Below are 13,456 nucleotides of genomic sequence, written 5' to 3' on the forward strand. Positions count from 1 at the left end.
CACCTCCTTATTCTATTAAATGTAAAAGAAAAGCTATCTGCTTTTACAGATAGCTTATCGAAGGAAATCCATTAAGGATGGTTGAATAATTCTTGCGCCGACACCTAATGCTGCACGGTGTACACTTTCTTGTGTTTTTAGTTCTGTAATAACTTTTTCTAGTTCAGCATCTTCATTTTCTGATAGAGTGCCAGAAGTAATGACTTCTTGACTGCTCAAACGATCCTCAATTAACTCAACACGATTCATTCGAGCTCCAAGGTCAGCACGTTCATTTACTACGCTATTGATATGTTTATCAATGTCTGCGATAGAGTGATCTAACTCACCAGAGCCAGTACCCTCTAAACGATTGATAAACTTATCAATATCATCGAACATTCCTTCTTTGAAAACTTGAGTAGGATTCACGTTCGTTGCGATCTCAACACCTTTGGAAACTTCAATCTTCACTTCATTACCATTTGTAGAAGTACTAACCTTTTCACTTCCATCAGGATTTTTAATGACATTGCCAGCACCATCTACAAAATTAACCGGCTTTTCGGTCGTATTCGTGCCATTGAAGATGTACTTATCATTCACTTTTGTGTTGGCAACATCCGTTAAGTGTTGCTTCAACTGTTTAACTTCCTTAGCAATATTCTCACGTTGCCCTTCTTCATAAGTCCCATTACTTCCCTGTACAGCCAACTCACGAATACGCTGAAGAGCCTTGGTCGCTTTATCCATCGCAGCATCTGAGTTATCCATCCAGTTATGAACCTCATTCAGATTACGCTGGTACTGTTTAATCTCAGTAAGCTCAGAACGATAATTCATACCACGCATAGCTACTACAGGATCATCTGAAGGCTTTTGAATTTTCTTTCCTGTTGAAAGCTGTTCCTGGTACTTTCCCATTCGTTCATAACTCTTACTCACATTTCGAAGCATGTTATTCGTTAACATCGATTGGGTTACGCGCATGATTTATTCACCTACCTTCCCACTCGGCCCATGCCGTTAATAATTTTATCGAGCATTTCATCAACTGTTGTCATACTACGTGCAGCTGCATTATACGCATGCTGGAACTTAATCATATTCGACATTTCTTCATCCAAGGAAACCCCACTTACAGATTGTCTGCGTTCCTCTACAGAAAGGCGAAGTGTACTCGAGTTATCCTCTAAACGACGATATTCTTGAGATTGTACACCCATGTCACCAATAAGAGATTCATAGAATGTACTAACGTCTGTATTTTCTCCTAAATCACTTAGAGGCGTATTTTTAACATCTGCAAGGGCTTTTGCATTCTCACCGTTACCAATAAAGGCTCTACCTCCACTATCCGCTTCTTGAGCAGCAGCAATGTTATCCGTTGATTGGCTAATAGCATCTGAGAGCTGCATTGTATTGGCTGCACCAATTCCTTTATAACTTCCTTCTCCTAATGAAAAGAAGTTTGGCGTTTGGTTAGTAGTAGTTTTTCCTTCTAAGTTATTTAAGTTATATCCTTGTCTATGAACTGCATTAAATTGTTCAGTGAAAGCAGACGCCATCTTATCTAGGTTTTGAAGCATATTCGTATAAAGACCACCAGTTTGGTTAGCTCCCTGAGTTTCACCTTGAATACCTAAAGTTTCACTTGCTGAGCCTGAAACAGATAAATTAGCCTCTTTCCCAGAGTGTTCACTCATCAACACTAACTTTTTCGGAGTGACTTCCGGAGCATCCGGACCATTAGGAATGATCTCTGCCTTAACTCCTGTTGTCTCTGTTTCATTGTTAATAGCTTCTTTTAAATCCTGAAGAGACATGCCATCTGTAATGGTTATAGTTGATGCTTCTCCCGCTTCATATGGAGGGTCACCGTCATCAACTTTTTTAGTACCTTTTAACGTTAATGTCGTATCAGCTTTAACGTCCGAATCTGTAATGTTGTCAGCATTAGCAAAACCTTTAGACACAGAAAAAGCTTCAACTTGAGGTTCTGATCCCATGTACCCCATGGCGTTCACTAACCCTTTTAACTTCCCTTGGGACTTAAACTGATCAAAACTATACCCTTGTCCACCAACTTGGATTTGATCAACTAGGTTCTGCCCCATAGAGCTATTAAACGTTACATTCACTTTATTAACGTTTTCTCCGTTCAGGAGTGACACAGGCGGTTGCAATGGCTTCCCTGTCTCATCAGCTAGTTGAATATTCGCCTGACCTTGAGCAATTGATTTTGCATTGGCGCTATTACTACTTTTTGAGTAGGAAACATCAATATTCATCATGCCTGAAAGCTCATCAATTAAACGATCTCGTTCATCATATAAATCGTTCGGTAAGTATCCGTGAGGCTCAACCTCACCAATTTGTTTATTTAAGTTTTGAATTTGCGTTAATTTTGAGTTTATGTCTTTTACTGTTACATTGATTTCGCTTTTAAGGTCTTTTTGAATCGTGCGTAGTGAGTTAGATAAATAATTAAATGTTTCAGCTACAGCCATACCACGTTGTCGCACAACAGAACGAGCACCAGAGTCCTGTGGGTTATCAGCCAGGTCCTGCAAAGAGTTCCAAAAACGGTCCATCGTTTTCGAAAGTCCTTGTTCGGAAGGCTCGTTCATGACCTCTTCCATTTTGTTAATGGCGTTCGTTAACGATTCATAATACCCTTGTTTACTATTTTCGCCTCGAAATTGCACGTCAAGAAATTCCTCGCGTACGCGTTCGATGGATCCTGCTTGTACACCTGAACCCACTTGACCTGGAATTTCGGGACGGTTTCGTGATGCAGGCGGAAAAGGCGCTGTTTGTTCAAAGTTAACGCGCTGACGTGAATACCCTTCAGTATTCGCATTGGAAATGTTATGTCCTGTTGTATAAAGGGCTGATTGTTGTGTGAACAATGCCCGCTTCGCTACCTCTAAACCATGGAATGTTGATGGCATGGTGGAATTCCCCTCTCGTTAAGCTTTGGAATCAAAAACAGATCGCCTGTTACCGCTATCACTCTGCTTTGCATTCGGTCGCCCATAATTCAAATTCTTCATAGACGGTTGTATCATATCTAATGACATATCAATAAATTGTAAGGATTGCTGTGTAAGCTCTTGGTTCAGCTTCTCTTGCTGCTTTAAGTCAGCAAGAATCATAACTAATCGTTCAAATTGTTCCTGTAAAGCTTGTCCTTCTTGCTCATTATTGATGTTTTCAAGCATGGCTGTAATGGTTCGCTCATCTCCATTTACACCTTGGGATGCAAACCAATCCGAAACAAGCTGCTCACGCTTCGTTTCTAACTGGCCGATTGCTTGAACATGCTTGCGCTCTTTTACAATGATCGCCTGAAGCTCCTCAGTATTCCCCTTCTTAAGAGCTTCTGTTTTTTCTTGAGATAATGTCAATAAGCTTTGATGCAAGGAACAAAGCTTATCCATTATTTCTGTAATAGGTTGAGTGGACATGGATCATGCCCTCCTTTAGCGGTTCGTCCAGAAGTCTATCATTTTCTCAGCTGTCTTATTGGCATCAACTTGGTATTCTCCAGCATCAACCTTGTTTTTAATTTGCTCAATATGCTCTTTTCGTGCTGCTTGAGCCTTGTTCATCTCCTGCATTTGTTTTGCCTTGCTAGAGATTTCTACTTTATCTTTAAGTGAATTTGTATTTTGATTCTCTTGTTGCTTTTGAATTTGCTTTTTGTAAGGGTTGAAATTCGTTTGGTTTGGACCATGAATTTTCATTTCACTCACCTCTTTCCCTTTTTAAACGCCGCAACTACATCTACCCGTAATATCGGCAGGGAATAGAAATGTTTAAGACTTTCCTTTAAAATTCCCTACTGAATAATAGGTGTGATTTCTGTCACGGCTATTTTTTTGTTGAACTTCTTCTATATTCTTTTCTCTTTCAAGGTCGTTTTGAATGCCTGAAGCACAGCTACTACAAATCTTTCCTTCCTGAATAGGTGCTCCACACTTTTCACAATCATATGTCAGGTTTGGAAAGTCTCCTGCACGAAGTCGCTTTTCTTTTACAAACTTCAGGACAAGATCCTTCTCAACTCCTGTTGCTTCCACAACTTCATCAATAGATGATGTACGGTTTTTCTTTTTACTTATGAATTTATAAACCAAATCATAAGCTTCTTCTTCTTTTTTATAACATGCGTCACAAATACTCTTCACACTTTTCACGAATAAAGCGTTACAACGCGGGCAATTGGCTAACTCTCCCACTCTAGTCTCCTCCTTAATCATCTTTATCTATTATATCGTCAAAAGAGTTGAATTAAAAAGGGGACTATAAGAATTAAGGTTATCCTCGAATAAGTGTAAAAGCATGAACCTCTTGTGCACCGCTTAATTTAAGTACCTCGGCAGCATGATGTAGTGTGCGGCCTGTAGTGTAAATATCATCAATTAATACGATGGTGCTACGCTGAGGTTTCTGAATTTGAAAAGGATTGGTGGAAGTCATCCTCTCTTTTCGAGACTTTTTGGATTGCTTCTCAGTGTGGATACGTTTAATTGCATTTTCTGATGGATAGTTAACAAAACTAGCAATAGCTTCAGCCTGATTGAAGCCTCTTTCTTGCAACCTTTCTTCGCTCAAAGGAATCGGCACGACAACTAGATTGTTCAAATGGCTAAATGCTTCATCAAAACGTTGTTGTACATCTTCCCGAAAAAGTTCCGCTAAAACATAATCTCCTCGATATTTCCATTTCGAAATGACTTCTTGCATGAAAGAATTGTACTCAAAAACTGAAATGTTGCATTCCAAGGAGGGGTTCTGAGCAATCCAACGCTCACAGTCATAACAAGTTTTCCCCTTACCTTCCATAGGACGATTACACCGAATACAAACGGGTCCCACAATAAAAGAAAACTTTTCCTTACACTCTTCGCATAGAACTTTTATTTTGTGAGGTGTCAAAAAGGTTAACCATGTAACTTCAGGAAGAATTTTCTGATCACACCATAAACAATGCATGTTATCGCTCTCCCTTCCTTGACCGATCATTCATGTTCAGAATCGAGTATCTCGCTTCGACCATCGCTTCCGATTTCCCATCATGAAAAAATACCACATCACCATTAGGATCACTGGCACTCCGACCAGCCCTACCTACAATTTGGACTAAAGCCGCTTCATCAAAATTTCGATGACCTGCGTGGAATACAGCTACATCAATGGAAGGGAATGTTACACCTCGCTCTAATATGGATGTAGAAATTAGAATAGAAATCTCATGCTCACGAAATTGCTGAACTTTCTCATCACGATTCTCATCTTCACTGTGTACATATACACCATTTGGTATGAGATCTGCCAATTGTTCAGCTAAAGCGATGGTAGGGGCAAAAACGAGTACACGCCTCGTTCCAGCTTCTTTTTCATGTAACCAGCTTTTAAATTTTCGAGGTAATGTATTTTTATCAAGAGAGGACTTCCAACCAAAACATGAAACAAATTGTGGAACAGGTAGGGGATGTCCATGAAATCGTTGAGGAACAAATACAGTCTGTAGCTTTTTCAATTTAGAAAGGATTTTAAAGCGAATACGAGGAGTAGCAGTTAAGTAGATAGTGGCTGATTCTTTCTTTTTTGCACGTCTTGAAGCCCACAAAAGGGAAGAATCAGCGTAAAAAGGAAACGCATCAACTTCATCAATAATTAACACGTCAAAAGCTTGAGCATACCTAAGCAATTGGTGAGTGGTGGATAAAACTAATTGTGCTCCTTCATCAACATGTTGACTTCCTCCATACAGGGCCACCATGTCTACGTAGGGCAACACCTCCTGAAAACGAGGAAATAACTCCTTTACTACATCAGCCCTTGGAGTAGCAATACATACTCTCTTCCCTTCCGCCAATGCGTGAGAGAGACCCTCAAACAACATTTCCGTCTTCCCAGCGCCACAAACAGCCCACACTAGGAGATCATTCTTGGAATCTATCGCACTCTTTATTTCTTCAGAAGCTCGTTTTTGATAAAAGGTGAGTTCCCCATCCCACTTCAAAACATGATCATTTATCCATTTAGGCTCAGAACCTGTCCAAACAAGGAAATGAGAACTAGTCGAAACCCTTCCCATCTCAATACAATTACGACAATACACACACTCTTCTCCACAATCACAAGGCAAGCCAGCAAACCATCTTCTTTTCTTGTTTCCACACCGTCGACACAGGTACCCCCAAACATAGTCTTCTATTACAGGAACTCGCTGTAATAAACCTTGTGACAAAAGCATTTCTTTCTCTTCCTTATTCATTTCAACTTCTTTTTCTAGTAAGAGTTTACCGCTTAGGGAGGGATACACATTTGGTGAATGACTTTTAGCAGTAGAGGTAGAGGGGATCCAATCAAACGATGAGTTAAAGTAAGAATAAAGCGAGGAAATAACCTGAGCAAACTTCAATAAGTTCACACTCCTTATAAAGGTATAAAAACGCCATGCCTTTACCTCGCATGACGTCTCTTAAAAGTTTATTTCTTATACCAACCAATTCCGATAGCACCTTCGCCTAAGTGTGTGCCAATAACAGGACCGAAGTAACTTAACACAAATTCAACGTGAGGGTATTGCTCCTGAAGCTCTTCTAAAATTTCCTGTCCTTCAGCTTCACGATTCGCATGAATAATCGTAGCTTTCATGGGTTCTCCTGTTGAAGCAACTTCTTCAAACAATCCTTTCACACGCTTTAAGGCTTTCTTACGTGTACGGATCTTTTCAAATGGAACGATCTTCGTATCCACAAAATGAAGAACAGGCTTCACTTGCAATAGGCTTCCTACTATAGCCTGAGCTCCACTCAAACGCCCTCCACGGTGAAGGTTTGTTAAATCATCCACCATAAAGTACGCCTGTAAGGACTGCTTAATCTCTTCTAATCGAGCCAGGATCTGATCAGGTGTAGCTCCGTTATTGGCCATTTCAGCCGCTTCAATCACATAAAATCCTTGAGCCATACAGCTAATCTCTGAATCAAATGTGTGGACTTCAAGACCTTCAGCCATCTCTCCAGCTGTTGTTGCAGTTTGATAGGTTCCACTAATACCACTTGATAAATGAATACAGACAACTGCATCATACTGTAAGCTTAGCTTTTCAAATAACTCTTGTAACATTCCTATAGAAGGCTGTGATGTTTTGGGGAGCTCGTCTGAATCACGCAACATCTCAAAAAAGTCTCCGGTTGTAATGTCGACTTCCTCTTTATAACTTTCATTTCCAAATAGCACGCTAAGTGGGATCATATGAATGTGATGTTGATCTCGTACATTTTGGGGTATGTAAGCTGTACTATCTGTAACGATTGCTGTTTTCATAGATACCGTACTCCTTGGTTTTGTAATGGGAAATTGGTTTTCATACCAATTTGCTTTTATATCATGTTATGACGATAGTTTATGAAAAATTATGTAAATGTACCTTTATTGTACATGAAGATAATCACAAATGCACCAACCGATTCTACGATATTCACTTGTCTCCAACACCCCAAAACATAAAAAAGACCCTAGAAACTTTCTCATTTCTAGAGTCTTTTATCTTATTAATTTACAAAAACTTCAACCCAACCGTTTTTAATCGCTGTTACAACAGCTTGTGTCCGGTCGTTTACGTTCATTTTTTGCAAAATGTTACTTACGTGGTTTTTAACTGTCTTTTCACTAATGAACAGGGCTTCTGCTACGCCGCGGTTACTCTTCCCATCAGCTAGAAGTTGTAAAACTTCACACTCACGGCGAGTTAGAAGGTGTAATGGTTTACGATACTCAATCGTGTTCTCAGCTTGAGCACCACCTGTACCCTCATCAGCTAAGCGGCGATATTCCTTCACCAAGTTATGCGTAACTTTAGGGTGCAAGTAAGATCCGCCTTCACTTACGACTTTAATCGCATCAATTAAGGCATCAGAATCCATCTCTTTTAAAAGATACCCTTGCGCACCTGTTTTAAGTGCGTGAGTTACATAGTTTTCATCATCGTGGATTGATAGAATGATAACCTTAAGATCTGGATATTGACCGATAAGCTCAGCTGTAGCTTGCACGCCATTTACTTGTGGCATGTTGATATCCATTAATACAACATCAGGGCTGTGTTCCTCAACTAGTTTTGTAGCTGAATCCCCATCGTCACCCTCTGCTACAACTTTAAAACTTGGTTCGAACTCTAGTATTCTTTTTACTCCTTCACGGAATAATTTATGATCATCAATTAATACAATGCTGGTGGTCATGGTTAAGCCTCCCATATCCAATGAATTCCATTGTTCATTATTGTTTATTTCCCTTTTGGTGCTAGGTTTCAAACCCTCATAAGTCTTTAAACCCGCCCAAATAGTCGCTTGTGTATGTTTGTTGATCCCCTTATCTCATCTGATATACCCATTATAATATAAATAGGTACAAGAATATAGAAGAATACAACATTTCCAATATCTACTGATTCAATGGGACCTGGATCATGATAACAGTACCTTCTCCAATACTTGAATCAATAGTGATCTCTCCATCAAGCATTTCAATTCGTTCTTTCATCCCAACAATTCCAAAGGATTTTTCCTTTTTCTCATTGGTATCAAAACCTTTTCCATCATCTTTTACTACAATGTTTACATTATTACGTTTTAATTCAAATTTCACTTGAATCGTTTTAGCCTCAGCATGTTTCAAAGCGTTTTGAACCGCTTCTTGAACTAAACGAAACAAAGCAACTTCGTATTTGGAGTCTAGACGCTTCTCCTCTCCATGTGAGGAGAAATCAATCTGGAGACTATTATACTCTTCTACTGTTGCTAAGTATTTTTTCAATGTTGGAACGAGTCCTAAGTCATCCAATGCCATTGGTCGTAGGTCATAAATGATGCGACGAACTTCATACAGGGCTGAGCGGACCATTTTCCGGACATCCTTAATTTCTTTTAACGCCTCATCTACACCTCTCTCACGGAAGGTTCGATCCACTAACTCAGAGCGTAGCATGACGTTGGCAAGCATTTGAGCAGGTCCGTCATGAATTTCCCTAGACAAACGTCTACGTTCTTCTTCTTGAGCCTCAATGATTTGCAGTCCGAATGCCTGCTTTTCTCGAGCATCCTCAAGTGCTTCAGATACTTGTTTGAAGTCATCATTTAAGTAATTGAGAACAACAGATATTTTGCCGCCTAAGGCATCTGCTTTATCTACTGTTTCAGAAAGACGTCTAATGCGTTGTTCCAGGTCATCTCGTTTCTCTCGCAGCTGCTTTTCCTTTTCTCGTTTTACAGAAAGCTGCATTTGAAGTTGGTGAGTTTGCTCATATACCTCACGTATTTCAGCTTCGGAATACTTATCAAAATGTTTACTCACCTCGGAAAGACGCATACGGGAAAAGCGAACCTGGCGCTCAAGTTTATCGCCCTCATCAATCATTTCAATAACTTGTTTTTTCGTATCATTTAACTCTGAATTTAGCTGTTCAAACTCTGTCCGAGATTGCTCGCCTATTTGGAAGATTTCATCCTTACTGTTTGTCACTACATCGACCATCTCTTGAATAATCGAATCAAGTGCTTTTTCACCAATTTTAGACTCAGACATAAAACGTCTCCTCCATCTATGTTCACATACTCATTCGTTTGACCCATGATAATTTTTGGGGGTTATTCGGAAAAAACTATTGATTAACAAAAAAATTTCGGAAGTTGTGTGTTTTAGGATAGGTCTACAAGCTTATGCCTATCCAATTCCCTTGTATTTATATCCCATTTAAAGCCTACCTACTCTTAAAGAATTCGTTTGCTGATTCATCCCCGTAACATTATAATGAAGTTTTAGGAGGTAGAATGCAAGATGTTAAATAGCTATCTAACCGTTAAAGGAGAAGGATCGGAACAGATTACGATTCAGAAATCTCGATTTATTGGATATGTAAAACGAACAGAAACTGAAGAAGAAGCAAAAGAATTTATTCAAGAAATTAAAAAAAAGCATAATGATGCCACCCATAATTGTTCAGCCTATCTAATAGGGGAAAATGACCAAATTCAAAAAGCTCATGATGATGGTGAACCTAGCGGCACAGCAGGAGTACCTATGCTTGAAGTATTAAAGAAAAAAGGTCTAAAAGATACTGCAGTGGTCGTTACCCGCTATTTTGGAGGGATCAAACTAGGCGCCGGAGGCCTTATTCGTGCATATGGGAGTGCAACCTCTGAAGCCTTAATTACAACAGGTATAGTAAAGCGTCAGCTCATGAGATCCATGATTGTAAAAGCCGACTATAACCTGTTGGGGAAAGTTGAAAACCAACTTCGTTCAAGCTCTTACATATTAAATGGGATTGAATACCTTGAACATGTGGAAATAGATATATATGTGGAAGAGGGAGAAGAAGAGGAATTCAAGACATGGATGGTTGATCTAACGCATGATCAGGTTGAAATCAATCAAGGTGAGGTTTCCTATATGGAGATCGATGTACCGCCTGACCACAAAGGAGAATAACGCATGAAAATGAAAAAGACCTCAAAGAAGAGAATCATTCTATGGTCTTTCCTTGTTCTTTTCTTACTTGCAGCTGGAGCAACAGCTGGCTATGGTATGTATCTTACAGACAAAGCAAAAACGGTAACCGATCAAGCCCAACAAGAATTAAATCGTGGAGATAAGTCAAAAAAACGTGATGAAGTTGTGGATCCGAACTACGACAATATTTCCATACTATTTTTAGGTATCGATGATAGTGACGTTCGAAATATTGAAAATGCCCGTTCAGATGCGATGATCCTAGCTACACTTAATGAAAAAGAAAAATCCATTAAGCTAGTCAGCATACCACGTGACTCTTATGTTGATATTCCATCAAAAGGATTTAAAGATAAAATTACACACGCGCATGCTTTTGGAGGAGTTGACCTAGCTGTATCAACAGTTGAGAATATGTTTAATATCCCTGTTGATTATTACGTCCGTTTAAATTTCAATGCCTTTATCGAAACCGTAAATGCTCTTGGGGGGATTGAATATGATGTCCCTTTCACCTTATCAGAGAAAAATAGTAACGATATAGCAGGAGCCATAAAACTCGAAAAAGGAAAGCAACATTTAAATGGAGAAGAAGCTCTAGCACTTGCACGTTCTCGTCAATATGATGACGACATGGCCCGAGGTCAACGCCAGATGGAATTGATGAAGGCAATTTTCGAGGAAGCTTCAAAGACGAAGTCAATCGGGAAATACGGTTCTCTTATTGATTCAATAGGAAAAAACATGAAGACAAACATGGAATTTGAAGAAATGGTTTCCCTTCATGACTATGTTTTACGAAGGGACAACGTTGAAATCGATACAATGCAACTGAACGGAAACCATGCCTATATCGACGACATTTATTATTACCGCTTAAAAGATCAAAGCGTGACAGATATAAAATCGAAACTCCAAGTACACCTCGACTTGGAAAATGGCGATAACGGTTCAAAAGATGACAGTGCATATGCCAAAGATGATGAAGACTCTATTCAAGATAAAGAATCTTAATAATAACTACAAAACATAAAAGAAGCTAGCCTAACATATTTGTTTTAGGCTAGCTTCTTTTTATCCGTTTTTATTGTCTGAATCATTTCAAGTTTTTATCTTGGTGTTTTAGTTAGATTTAATTACTCGTGCTTTCATCTGTAGACTCTTCGGTAGTATTATCTTCCTCTGTATTTTCAGGATCATAATCAGGGTCCAACAACCTACGATCCTTAGAACCTAAGTACTGATCAGCTTTATACATCCAACCTGCGATTTTTTGTCCCCAGTAAGGGTCAGATGCATACTTTACATTCATACCTTCTGACTTATTACCAAGGAAGTCACCGTTATATCTGAAATTCCCTGGTGTAAGATACTTCTCAGAAACAAATTCAGCAACATACATAATATTAGACTCTAATGACTTGAACTCATCTGCATTTCCATAAGGATTGTCATCACTTGCGTTGATTCCAAACAAGTTGTTTTTATCCCTTGCAATTTTGCTCTTTCCCCAGAAACTTTCATGAATAGCATGAGATAGAAGATACAGGCCATTCACATTATATTTTTCCTGTGCTTCAATAAATACATCACCAAGTCCAATTAAAGGGCTATCCGGACTGAAATGCTTCATAAATTGATCTAATTCTTCAGCAGTATAATGCGTTTTTGTTCTTAGAGATAACTGATTAAACAAAGGGTATTCCTTCCCTTCAAACGTTTCTCCATCCCAACTATATACTTTCTCTCCTTCATCCATCGTATCGGGTGCCGATCCATACGTGTATTGCACGTAACCACCATTTCGATAAATGTGGTGCACTAATTTACCATCTTCATTTTCGTAATAGGATTGTCCATCAATAAATTTATTTGGTACAAGTTGCACATCGCTTGGTGCTACATATCCAATTTGATCAGCAATTTTAATCATAATCCCATCATCAACCGTATCTAAATACTGCATCTCAGCTGAGCCATTCACATAGGTAATAGCAGAAGTCCTATTCTCATCTTCGTAAATATTCGTAAACCATCTAGTACGAACAATACCTTCTGGCATCCATACGACTTCCCCATTTTCCAGAATGACTTGTGTTCCGTCTTTTGCAACATGGCTTTTCGCTTCATTAAGCGTATCGTAGGATTCACCTAAATTATAATCCTCTAACGCATTCATATTAGCAATCTGAAAGTCTCTTGAAGTTTGAAAAGATAATTTAATAGATTCTTCCATCTCTTTGTCCCGCATTGATTTGATTGATTGCTTGATATGTAATGTATAAGTTTCACCTAATGTATAGTTTTCCTTTGGTGAAACCGTCAAAGTCTTGCCATCCTCCGATAATTCTGTTTCAACCGGATGCTTCTGTAAACTACGATAATTCATCACATACACTGTATCCTCATTGATTGTTTCAGGATCCATTGCCACATTAAAGTTCACTTTAAATTCTTTGTCCAAGGAAACGTTAATTCTGCTCTCTAGTTCCTTCCAGGTTGTGGCTGCTTGCACCTTCCCTATTGGACTTAATAGTGACAACATCATCACAAAACTCATAAGGACCACACTTGTCTTCTTCATCCTGATGCTCCTCCCCAAATGATTCTTCAGACAAAATTCTACTCTTATTATTATATATGGTACATTGCGGTAATAATAGAGGACATTGGTAGGAATCTGTCTAAATTTTCATTTACAGTCGAATGATTCCGACATAGGCAATTGAAATTATGACAAAATATTTCCCGGGAAAAGAATTATATTAGAAAGAACAACAAGAATATGACGAAGAAGCTCGAGCCATGATTTATTCAGCAATATGGCAGGATTGTAGAAGACTTGAAACTGAGAGGAGTCCGTTGCTGTAAAGTAATTTGTTGCGGTCAGTGAAACGGCAAGCCTGTTGTGGAAGAAAAGCCGAGCCTCCTCGTGCCTGCGGGG

14 protein-coding genes are annotated in these 13,456 nt (G+C 39.1%); 2 read left to right on the forward strand and 12 right to left on the reverse strand.

From position 1 onward, the window contains the following. Positions 1–54 precede the first annotated feature (54 nt). The 10 genes from flgL to H514_RS0104595 all read right to left on the reverse strand — a co-directional run bounded on the left by flgL (position 55) and on the right by H514_RS0104595 (position 9,585). Positions 55–969, reverse strand: a complete 915-nt coding sequence (gene flgL, locus H514_RS0104550; protein ID WP_027445893.1) for a flagellar hook-associated protein FlgL — start codon at positions 967–969, stop codon at positions 55–57. A gap of 11 nt (positions 970–980) precedes the next feature. Continuing rightward, complete coding sequence (gene flgK, locus H514_RS23885; RefSeq protein WP_051255028.1) at positions 981–2,933, reverse strand: flagellar hook-associated protein FlgK; 1,953 nt, start codon at positions 2,931–2,933, stop codon at positions 981–983. 18 nt (positions 2,934–2,951) lie between these two features. Beyond that, positions 2,952–3,449, reverse strand: a complete 498-nt coding sequence (locus H514_RS0104560; RefSeq protein ID WP_027445894.1) for a flagellar protein FlgN — start codon at positions 3,447–3,449, stop codon at positions 2,952–2,954. 15 nt (positions 3,450–3,464) lie between these two features. Then, the gene (gene flgM, locus H514_RS0104565) at positions 3,465–3,728 is read right to left on the reverse strand and encodes a flagellar biosynthesis anti-sigma factor FlgM (RefSeq protein ID WP_027445895.1); all 264 of its coding nucleotides are present in this window, start codon (positions 3,726–3,728) and stop codon (positions 3,465–3,467) included. A gap of 72 nt (positions 3,729–3,800) precedes the next feature. Beyond that, complete coding sequence (locus H514_RS0104570; RefSeq protein WP_027445896.1) at positions 3,801–4,223, reverse strand: TIGR03826 family flagellar region protein; 423 nt, start codon at positions 4,221–4,223, stop codon at positions 3,801–3,803. A 79-nt stretch (positions 4,224–4,302) separates the two neighbouring features. Next, complete coding sequence (locus tag H514_RS0104575) at positions 4,303–4,980, reverse strand: ComF family protein (RefSeq protein WP_027445897.1); 678 nt, start codon at positions 4,978–4,980, stop codon at positions 4,303–4,305. A 1-nt stretch (position 4,981) separates the two neighbouring features. After that, positions 4,982–6,415 (reverse strand): DEAD/DEAH box helicase, encoded by a 1,434-nt coding sequence (locus H514_RS0104580; RefSeq protein WP_231566601.1) that lies wholly within the window; start codon positions 6,413–6,415, stop codon positions 4,982–4,984. 68 nt (positions 6,416–6,483) lie between these two features. After that, positions 6,484–7,326, reverse strand: a complete 843-nt coding sequence (locus H514_RS0104585; RefSeq protein WP_027445899.1) for a DegV family protein — start codon at positions 7,324–7,326, stop codon at positions 6,484–6,486. 227 nt (positions 7,327–7,553) lie between these two features. Beyond that, positions 7,554–8,243: a response regulator gene (locus tag H514_RS0104590; RefSeq protein ID WP_027445900.1), complete on the reverse strand. Its 690-nt coding sequence runs from the start codon at positions 8,241–8,243 to the stop codon at positions 7,554–7,556. Positions 8,244–8,445: 202 nt separating this feature from the next. Continuing rightward, positions 8,446–9,585 carry a sensor histidine kinase gene (locus H514_RS0104595; protein ID WP_027445901.1) on the reverse strand — a complete coding sequence of 380 codons (1,140 nt, stop codon included), beginning with the start codon at positions 9,583–9,585 and terminating at the stop codon, positions 8,446–8,448. Between the two features lie 252 nt (positions 9,586–9,837). Between H514_RS0104595 and H514_RS0104600 the strand changes: the two genes are divergently transcribed. Then, on the forward strand, positions 9,838–10,491 hold the full coding sequence (locus tag H514_RS0104600; protein ID WP_027445902.1) for a YigZ family protein: 654 nt from the start codon (positions 9,838–9,840) through the stop codon (positions 10,489–10,491). Between the two features lie 3 nt (positions 10,492–10,494). Beyond that, positions 10,495–11,526 carry an LCP family protein gene (locus H514_RS22500; RefSeq protein ID WP_036842297.1) on the forward strand — a complete coding sequence of 344 codons (1,032 nt, stop codon included), beginning with the start codon at positions 10,495–10,497 and terminating at the stop codon, positions 11,524–11,526. Between the two features lie 118 nt (positions 11,527–11,644). Here H514_RS22500 and H514_RS23890 read toward each other — a convergent pair whose 3' ends face one another. Continuing rightward, positions 11,645–13,096, reverse strand: coding sequence for a glucosaminidase domain-containing protein (locus H514_RS23890; RefSeq protein WP_051255029.1), 1,452 nt, complete (start codon positions 13,094–13,096; stop codon positions 11,645–11,647). Positions 13,097–13,243: 147 nt separating this feature from the next. Next, positions 13,244–13,456, reverse strand: a 213-nt coding sequence (locus tag H514_RS25060) for a hypothetical protein (protein WP_211226778.1), incomplete at its 5' end; no start/stop codon positions are given.

Origin of the sequence: Pontibacillus marinus BH030004 = DSM 16465, from assembly GCF_000425225.1 — a bacterium.
GTDB classification, from domain to species: Bacteria; Bacillota; Bacilli; order Bacillales; family BH030062; genus Pontibacillus; species Pontibacillus marinus.

What these genes read in the sequence shown, in the direction of transcription:
- flgK (WP_051255028.1), bottom strand. Translation starts at nt 2,933, where the DNA reads ATGCCATCAACATTCCATGGTTTAGAGGTAGCGAAGCGGGCATTGTTC.
- H514_RS0104595 (WP_027445901.1), bottom strand. Translation starts at nt 9,585, where the DNA reads ATGTCTGAGTCTAAAATTGGTGAAAAAGCACTTGATTCGATTATTCAA.
- H514_RS23890 (WP_051255029.1), bottom strand. Translation starts at nt 13,096, where the DNA reads ATGAAGAAGACAAGTGTGGTCCTTATGAGTTTTGTGATGATGTTGTCA.
- flgM (WP_027445895.1), bottom strand. Translation starts at nt 3,728, where the DNA reads ATGAAAATTCATGGTCCAAACCAAACGAATTTCAACCCTTACAAAAAG.
- H514_RS0104560 (WP_027445894.1), bottom strand. Translation starts at nt 3,449, where the DNA reads ATGTCCACTCAACCTATTACAGAAATAATGGATAAGCTTTGTTCCTTG.
- H514_RS0104590 (WP_027445900.1), bottom strand. Translation starts at nt 8,243, where the DNA reads ATGACCACCAGCATTGTATTAATTGATGATCATAAATTATTCCGTGAA.
- flgL (WP_027445893.1), bottom strand. Translation starts at nt 969, where the DNA reads ATGCGCGTAACCCAATCGATGTTAACGAATAACATGCTTCGAAATGTG.
- H514_RS22500 (WP_036842297.1), top strand. Translation starts at nt 10,495, where the DNA reads ATGAAAATGAAAAAGACCTCAAAGAAGAGAATCATTCTATGGTCTTTC.
- H514_RS0104600 (WP_027445902.1), top strand. Translation starts at nt 9,838, where the DNA reads ATGTTAAATAGCTATCTAACCGTTAAAGGAGAAGGATCGGAACAGATT.
- H514_RS0104585 (WP_027445899.1), bottom strand. Translation starts at nt 7,326, where the DNA reads ATGAAAACAGCAATCGTTACAGATAGTACAGCTTACATACCCCAAAAT.
- H514_RS0104575 (WP_027445897.1), bottom strand. Translation starts at nt 4,980, where the DNA reads ATGCATTGTTTATGGTGTGATCAGAAAATTCTTCCTGAAGTTACATGG.